3 protein-coding genes are annotated in these 6467 nt (G+C 73.4%); all 3 read right to left on the bottom strand.

What is annotated here, in order from left to right; all coding sequences use genetic code 11:
* Positions 1-11: 11 nt before the first annotated feature.
* Entirely contained in the window at positions 12-1088 is a 1077-nt protein-coding gene (nrfD, locus tag GA0070560_RS24870; protein ID WP_091302063.1) for an NrfD/PsrC family molybdoenzyme membrane anchor subunit, read from the bottom strand.
* A 290-nt stretch (positions 1089-1378) separates the two neighbouring features.
* Positions 1379-2476, bottom strand: a complete 1098-nt coding sequence (locus tag GA0070560_RS24875) for a 4Fe-4S dicluster domain-containing protein (protein WP_091302034.1) — start codon at positions 2474-2476, stop codon at positions 1379-1381.
* Positions 2469-5762, bottom strand: a complete 3294-nt coding sequence (fdh, locus tag GA0070560_RS24880) for a formate dehydrogenase (protein ID WP_170839573.1) — start codon at positions 5760-5762, stop codon at positions 2469-2471. Before fdh ends, GA0070560_RS24875 begins: the two co-directional genes overlap by 8 nt.
* Positions 5763-6467 lie beyond the last annotated feature (705 nt).

Here is a 6467-nt window from a genome sequence, read left to right on the forward strand (position 1 = left end):
GGTGGCGAGGCTCAGACCTCGCCCGCCTCCCGGCGGCGGATCCGCTCCCGCTGCGGCAGCACCGTGTACTTCGGATCCCGGGCCGAGGCGACCCCGCCGTGGAAGATGCCGAACCGGGTGGCGACGGAGGCGGCGAGCAGCGCCACCCCGGAGACCGCGGAGACGCTCCGGCTGCGCCGGCCGACCAGCGCGCCGGCCACCCCGGCGGCCGTCAGCGCCCGCCCGGCGCGCAGCAGCCGCCCGGCGGCGCCGGTCCGGTAGGGCTCGCTGAGCAGCCCGAGCCGGGTCTCCACCGAGTGCGCGCCCCACAGTTCCAGGGCCGCCCCGGCGACCGCGAGGCGCCGCGCCGGGCCGGCCTGCGCGCAGGGCGCAGCGATCAGGCCGACGCCGGCGCCGCTGGCCAGGGCGCTGCCCGCGAAGATGGTGGGCAGCTCCGGGTACGCCTCGTGCCAGGACGGCACCGCCGTCCCGGCGAGCAGCACCCCGGTGTACGTGGCCAGGGCGGGCGCGGTGGCGGCGGCGGCCAGCCCGGCGACCCGCCCGGCCGGCGGCAGCAGCCGGCGGGCCAGCCCGAGCGCACCCCGCTGCGGCAGCAGGGACGCCGCCTCGGCGACCGCCGCGACCCCGGCGGCGGGGCCGTAGGCGCTGAGGATCCAGGTACCAACCGACATCGGCGAGGTCGGCTTCGCCACCCGCAGCATGTGGTGGAACCGCGACGGTCGACCGAGGTCGTTGATGAGGAAGTACGCGCTGGCGGTGACCGCGCCGAGCGCGGTGACCCGCCCGGCGCGGCGCAGCGCCGGGCGGCCGGTGAGCTGCCCACCCGCGGCCAGCAGCGACGACCCGGCCGCGAGGCCGCCGGTGAACAGGTACGCGGCGATGTCCCAACGCCACACCGGCGCCTTCAGGATCGGCCGGCCGTAGTACGAGGTGAACTCGGCCTCGGGTACCCGCAGCTCCTCGCCACCGCGGCGCTCGCGCCCACGCCGGGCGACCGGCGCGACGTCACGGGGCAGGCGGGGTTCGAGGCCCGCGGCGGAGCGGACGCTCTCCCCGGTGGCGTCTCGCCCGGTCCGGCCGGAGGACATCGCCCCCGGGCCGACCCGCTCGGCGTCGGCGCCCTGCCCCGCCGGCTCACCACCGGTTCCCCGGCCGACCCGCTCGGCGTGGGTGCCCGGCCCCGCCGGCTCACCATCGGCTCCCCGGCCGACCCGCTCGGCGTGGACGTCCGGCCCGGACGGCCGTCCGGCGGGGCCCGCGCCGACCTTCCCGCCGTGGCCCAACTGGACCGAAGGGCGTCCCGGATGGACCGGGCCGCCGTGCGCCAGCCGCTGCCGGAACCGGCGGAACAGGTCGCCCACCTCGGGCCGTTGCGGGCTCACGACTGACCTCCGACGAACGCGGCGACGGCCGCCGCCGCCATGGCCACGGCGGCCCACCCGGCCCGCTTCCACATCTTCGGCAGGTCCCGGGTGGTCACCACCGGGTCGGGTGGCAGGCCGTAGACCTCCGGCTCGTCGAGCAGCAGGAAGAACGCGCCGTCGCCGCCCACCCCGTCGGTCGGGTCGTGGCCGTAGAGGCGGGCCTCCGGCACGCCCCGCCCGTGCAGCTGCGCCACCCGCCGCGCGGCCCGCTCCCGCAGCTCGTCCAGCGGGCCGTACTGGATCGACTCGGTCGGGCAGGCCTGCGCGCACGCCGGTGTCATGCCCGCCCCCAGCCGGTCGTAGCAGAGCGTGCACTTCCACGCCCGACCGTCGCCCCGACGCTGGTCGATGACCCCGTACGGGCAGGCGGAGATGCAGTAGCCGCAGCCGTTGCAGATGTCCTCCTGCACCACCACCGTGCCGAACTCGGTGCGGAACAGCGCGCCGGTGGGGCAGACGTCCAGGCAGGCGGCGTGGGTGCAGTGCTTGCACACGTCCGACATCATCAGCCAGCGGAAGTCGGTGCGCTCCTTCGCGCCGGTGCCCCGGCCGGGTGGCTGCGCGCCCGGCATGCCGAGGAACCGGGTCCCGGTCGCCGCGCCGTTCGCCCCGGTCGCCGCAGTGCCCTCGGCGGGTGTGCCGCCGGCGGCCATCCGGGCGGCGGCGTCGGCCGCATCCGGCGGCACACCCGGATCCGTGCCCGACGGGTCCGCGCTGCCGGCGGCGACCGCCGCCGAGGTCGCGCTCACCGGGCCGCCCGTCGGGGTGCCGGCGAACGGCGGGGTGCGGTGCCCGGCCGGGCGGGGCTGCTCGATGAAGGCCACGTGCCGCCAGGAGTTCGCGGTCAGCGCGCCGGTGTTGTCGTACGACATGCCGAGCAGGTCGAAGCCGGAGTCGGGGACGCCGTTCCACTCCTTGCAGGCCACCTCGCACGCCTTGCAGCCGATGCAGACGCTGGTGTCGGTGAAGAAGCCCATCCGGGGGCCCGCCTGCACCCAGCCGGCGTCCGGCGCCGGGTCGAGCGGGCCGTAGAGGCTGTTGGCGTCAGGCATCGGCGTGCTCCCCCGGTCCCTCGTCGGCCTGCCCGGCCGGGCGACGGACGGTCACCATCGGCGGGGTCCGGCCGGGGATAATCCCGGCCCGCCGCTGGTAGTCGGCGACCAGGTCGCGCAGGGCCGGGCCGGTGGGCCGGCGTCCGGGGCGTACGTCACAGGTGCCGATCTTGCTCTCCTGGATCAGGACGTTCGGATCCAGGGTGATGCCGAACAGGTCGTTGGCCGAGTCGCCGGTCACGAGGCCCTCGAACCCGAAGTGGTACGGCAGCCAAAGTTGATGGATCACCCGACCGTCCACCCGTAGCGGGGTGAGCCGGTCGGTGACCAGCACCTTCGCCTCGATCACCGCCCGACCGCTGATCAGGTGCGCCCAGCCCAGGTGGGTCAGCCCCGCCTCGGCGGCCAGCTCCGGCGACACCTCGACGAACATCTCCGGCTGAAGCTCGGCCAGCGGGCGCACCGTCCGGCTCATCGCGCCGGCGGTGTGGTGCTCGGTGAGCCGGCTGACCGTGAACACGTACGGGAAGACCTGGCTGTGTTCCTGCGGCGGGCTCGGGTTCACCGAGTTCACCGGGTGCGCGTACACCTTGCGGGTCGGGTTGGCCTGCTGCCCGTACAGCGGGTTGCGCATCGGCGACTCGGCCGGCTCGAAGTGCGTCGGAAGCGGCCCGTCGAGCACGCCACTCGGCGCGTACAGCCAGCCCTTCCCGTCGCCCTGCATGACGAACGCGTCGTCACCGGCGATGCCCTCCGGCCCGGCGGCGCCCTTCGGCGGCCGGTACGTCGGCGGCTTGGTCCGCTCGAAGTCCGGCACGTCGTAGCCGGTCCACTCGCCGGCGTCCGGGTCCCACCAGACGTAACGCTTCCGCTCGCTCCACGGCCGCCCCTGCGGATCGGCGGAGGCCCGGTTGTACAGGATGCGCCGGTTCGCCGGCCAGGCCCAGCCCCACTCGGCGGCCACCCAGTCCTGCTCGTGCCGGGACCTGCGCCGGGCGGCCTGGTTGACACCGTCGGCGTAGACGCCGGAGTAGATCCAGCAGCCGATGGCGGTGGAGCCGTCGTCCTTCGCCTCCGCGAACGACGACAGCAGCCGGCCGGTCGTCACGTCGTACCCGTTGATCTCCCGCAGCACCGCCTCGGCGCTCGGCTCCGCGTGCGGACCGTGCGTGGGGTAGTCCCAGGCCAGGTCGAGCAGGGCCCGGTCCCGGGGCTGGTCCGAGCCGGCCAGTTTCTCCCGCAGCCGGCGGCCCAGGTGGTAGAAGAACCACAGCTCGGAACGGGCGTCGCCCGGCGGGTCGACGGCCTTCTCCCGCCACTGCACCAGCCGCTGGGTCTGGGTGAAGGTGCCCTCCTTCTCCACGTACGAGGCGGCGGGCAGGAAGAACACCTCGGTACGGCACTGCTCCGGCACAATCTCGCCGGTGGCGACCTCCGGACCGTTCTGCCAGAACGTGGCGCTCTCGATCATGAACAGGTCCCGGACCACCAGCCAGTCGAGGTTGGCCATGCCGAGGCGCTGGGCACGGCCGTGCGCCGAGCCGACCGCCGGGTTCTGGCCGAGCAGGAAATACCCCTTGACCTTGCCGTCGATCATGTTGAGCACCTGCTGGTAGGTGCCGTGGTCGCCGGTCAACCGGGGCAGGTGGCCGTAACAGAAGTCGTTCTCCGGGGTCGCCGCGTCACCCCAGTACGCCTTGAGCAGGCTGGCGCCGAAGGCCCGCGCGTTGCCCCAGAAACCCTTCTGGCCCGGGTGCCGGATGCTGTCCACCCACGCGTCGAAGGTCGGATGGTCGGCGTGGTGCGGCATCGGCAGGTAACCCGGCAGCAGGTTGAACAGGGTGGGGATGTCCGTCGAGCCCTGGATGCTGGCGTGCCCGCGCAGCGCCAGGATCCCGCCGCCCGGGCGGCCCATGTTGCCCAGCAGCAGCTGGATGATCGCGCCGGTGCGGATGTACTGCACGCCGACGCTGTGCTGGGTCCAACCCACCGAGTAGATGAGGCAACCGGTGCGCTCGCGGCCGGAGTTCTCCGTCCAGGCGCGGGCCAGCTCCAGGAACTTCTCCCGGGGGATCCCACAGACCCGTTCCACCATCTCCGGCGTGTAGCGGGCGAAGTGCCGCTTCAGGATCTGGTAGACGCAGCGCGGATGCTGCAACGTCTCGTCGCGCAGGGTCTCCCCGTGCACCTGCGCGCCGTGCGACTCGTGCCGCAGACCGGCCGCGCTGTCCCGCTCCTGGGCGGTGTGACCGCTGCCGGAGTCGGACTCGTGCCCCGCGTACTGCCAGCTGTCCTGCACGTAGCTGCCGGTCTCCGGGTCGAAGCCGGAGAAGAAACCGTCGCCGTCCTCGGCGTCGACGAACCGCTCGCTGACGATCGTCGCCGCGTTCGTGTACGACAGCACGTACTCCCGGAAGTCGAGCTCGTTTTCCAGGATGTGGTTGACGACGCCGCCGAGCAGCGCGATGTCGGTACCCGCCCGGATCGGCAGGTACGTGTCGGCCACGGCGCTGGTCCGGGTGAACCGGGGATCGACGTGGAAGACCTTCGCGCCCCGGCGCTTGGCCTCCATGACCCACTGGAAGCCCACCGGATGGGCCTCGGCCATGTTCGAGCCCTGGATGACGATGACGTCAGCGTTGGCGACGTCCTGCTGGAAGTCCGTCGCGCCACCGCGACCGAAGCTGGCCCCCAGACCGGGGACGGTGGCGGAGTGTCAAATCCGCGCCTGGTTCTCGATCTGGAGCGCCCCCATCGCCGTGAACAGCTTCTTGATGAGGTAGTTCTCCTCGTTGTCCAGCGTCGCCCCGCCGAGGCTGGAGATGCCCAGCGTCCGGTTCAGCGGCCGGCCCTCGCTGTCGACGTCCTCCCAGGTCTGCTCGCGGGCGGCGAGGATCCGGTCGGCGATCATGTCGAGCGCGACGTCGAGCTCCAGGTCCTCCCACTCGGTGGCGTACGGCCGGCGGTAGCGGACCGTGGTCTGCCGCAACGGGCTGGTGACCAGGCTCCTGCTGGCCGAGCCCTTCGGACAGAGCCGGCCCCGGGAGATCGGACTGTCCGGGTCGCCCTCGATCTGGGTGACCCTGCCGTCGGTGACGAACACCCGCTGCCCGCAGCCCACCGCGCAGTACGGGCAGACCGAGCGGGCCACGGTGTCCGCGCCCTCGGTGCGCGCCGTCAGCCGCGCCGAGCGGCCGGACTGCGCCGCCGCGCCTCGACCGAGCGGGTCGGTGCCGGTGAGCTGCCGGTAGACCGGCCAGCCCTCGATGAAGGCACGAATCCCCACCGTGGGCACCTCCTCCCCGACAAAGCGCAGGCCGACGTCCCCTGAACATAGGCCAGCCCTTCGGGACGCGCGAGCGGACCGGTCGATCTTTTTCGGCGTACGCAGGCAACGCCGCCCCCGGCCAGGGTGGGTCGGGGGCGGCGCTGGGGGTGCCGGTGTGCAGGTCGCCTCTCGGCGAGTGGCGCGACGCGGCTCCAGCCGAACGGTATTCCGCGACGGCATTTCAGGTGAGGCCCGGGGACACTGGACACACCGACACCCGACTCAACACGCTACCCGCCGTCGCTCTTCCCCGCCCCCCGGTGACCACCACCACTACCCCACACGGCCTCGCTCCCCCGACCATCCCGGCAGATCTTGGACAGTTCACGTTCACAGCGAACGACAACTGTCCAAGATCCGGGCGGGACGGTCGGGACACGACCGGCCGGACGACGAACGACGCCTGGCCGCCCGGCACCCCGCGCGAGGGGACGTGCACGGTTGTGGTGGTGGAGATGCTGCTGGCCGGCACCCCATCGGGGTGCCGGCCAGCGTGCTGTGTGCGGGGTGGGGTCAGCTGTTCCAGTGTTCGGCGACGAGGTCGGCGGCCTGCTGCTCCCACTGGGCGTAGTGGTCCGGGTAGGCCGAGACCTGCACGGTCTGGGCGGCCTGGGTCAGCGGCATGTCCTGCCACCCGTCGACCTGCTTCAGACCCTTCAGGAA

This window comes from Micromonospora halophytica (assembly GCF_900090245.1).
GTDB lineage: Bacteria > Actinomycetota > Actinomycetes > Mycobacteriales > Micromonosporaceae > Micromonospora > Micromonospora halophytica.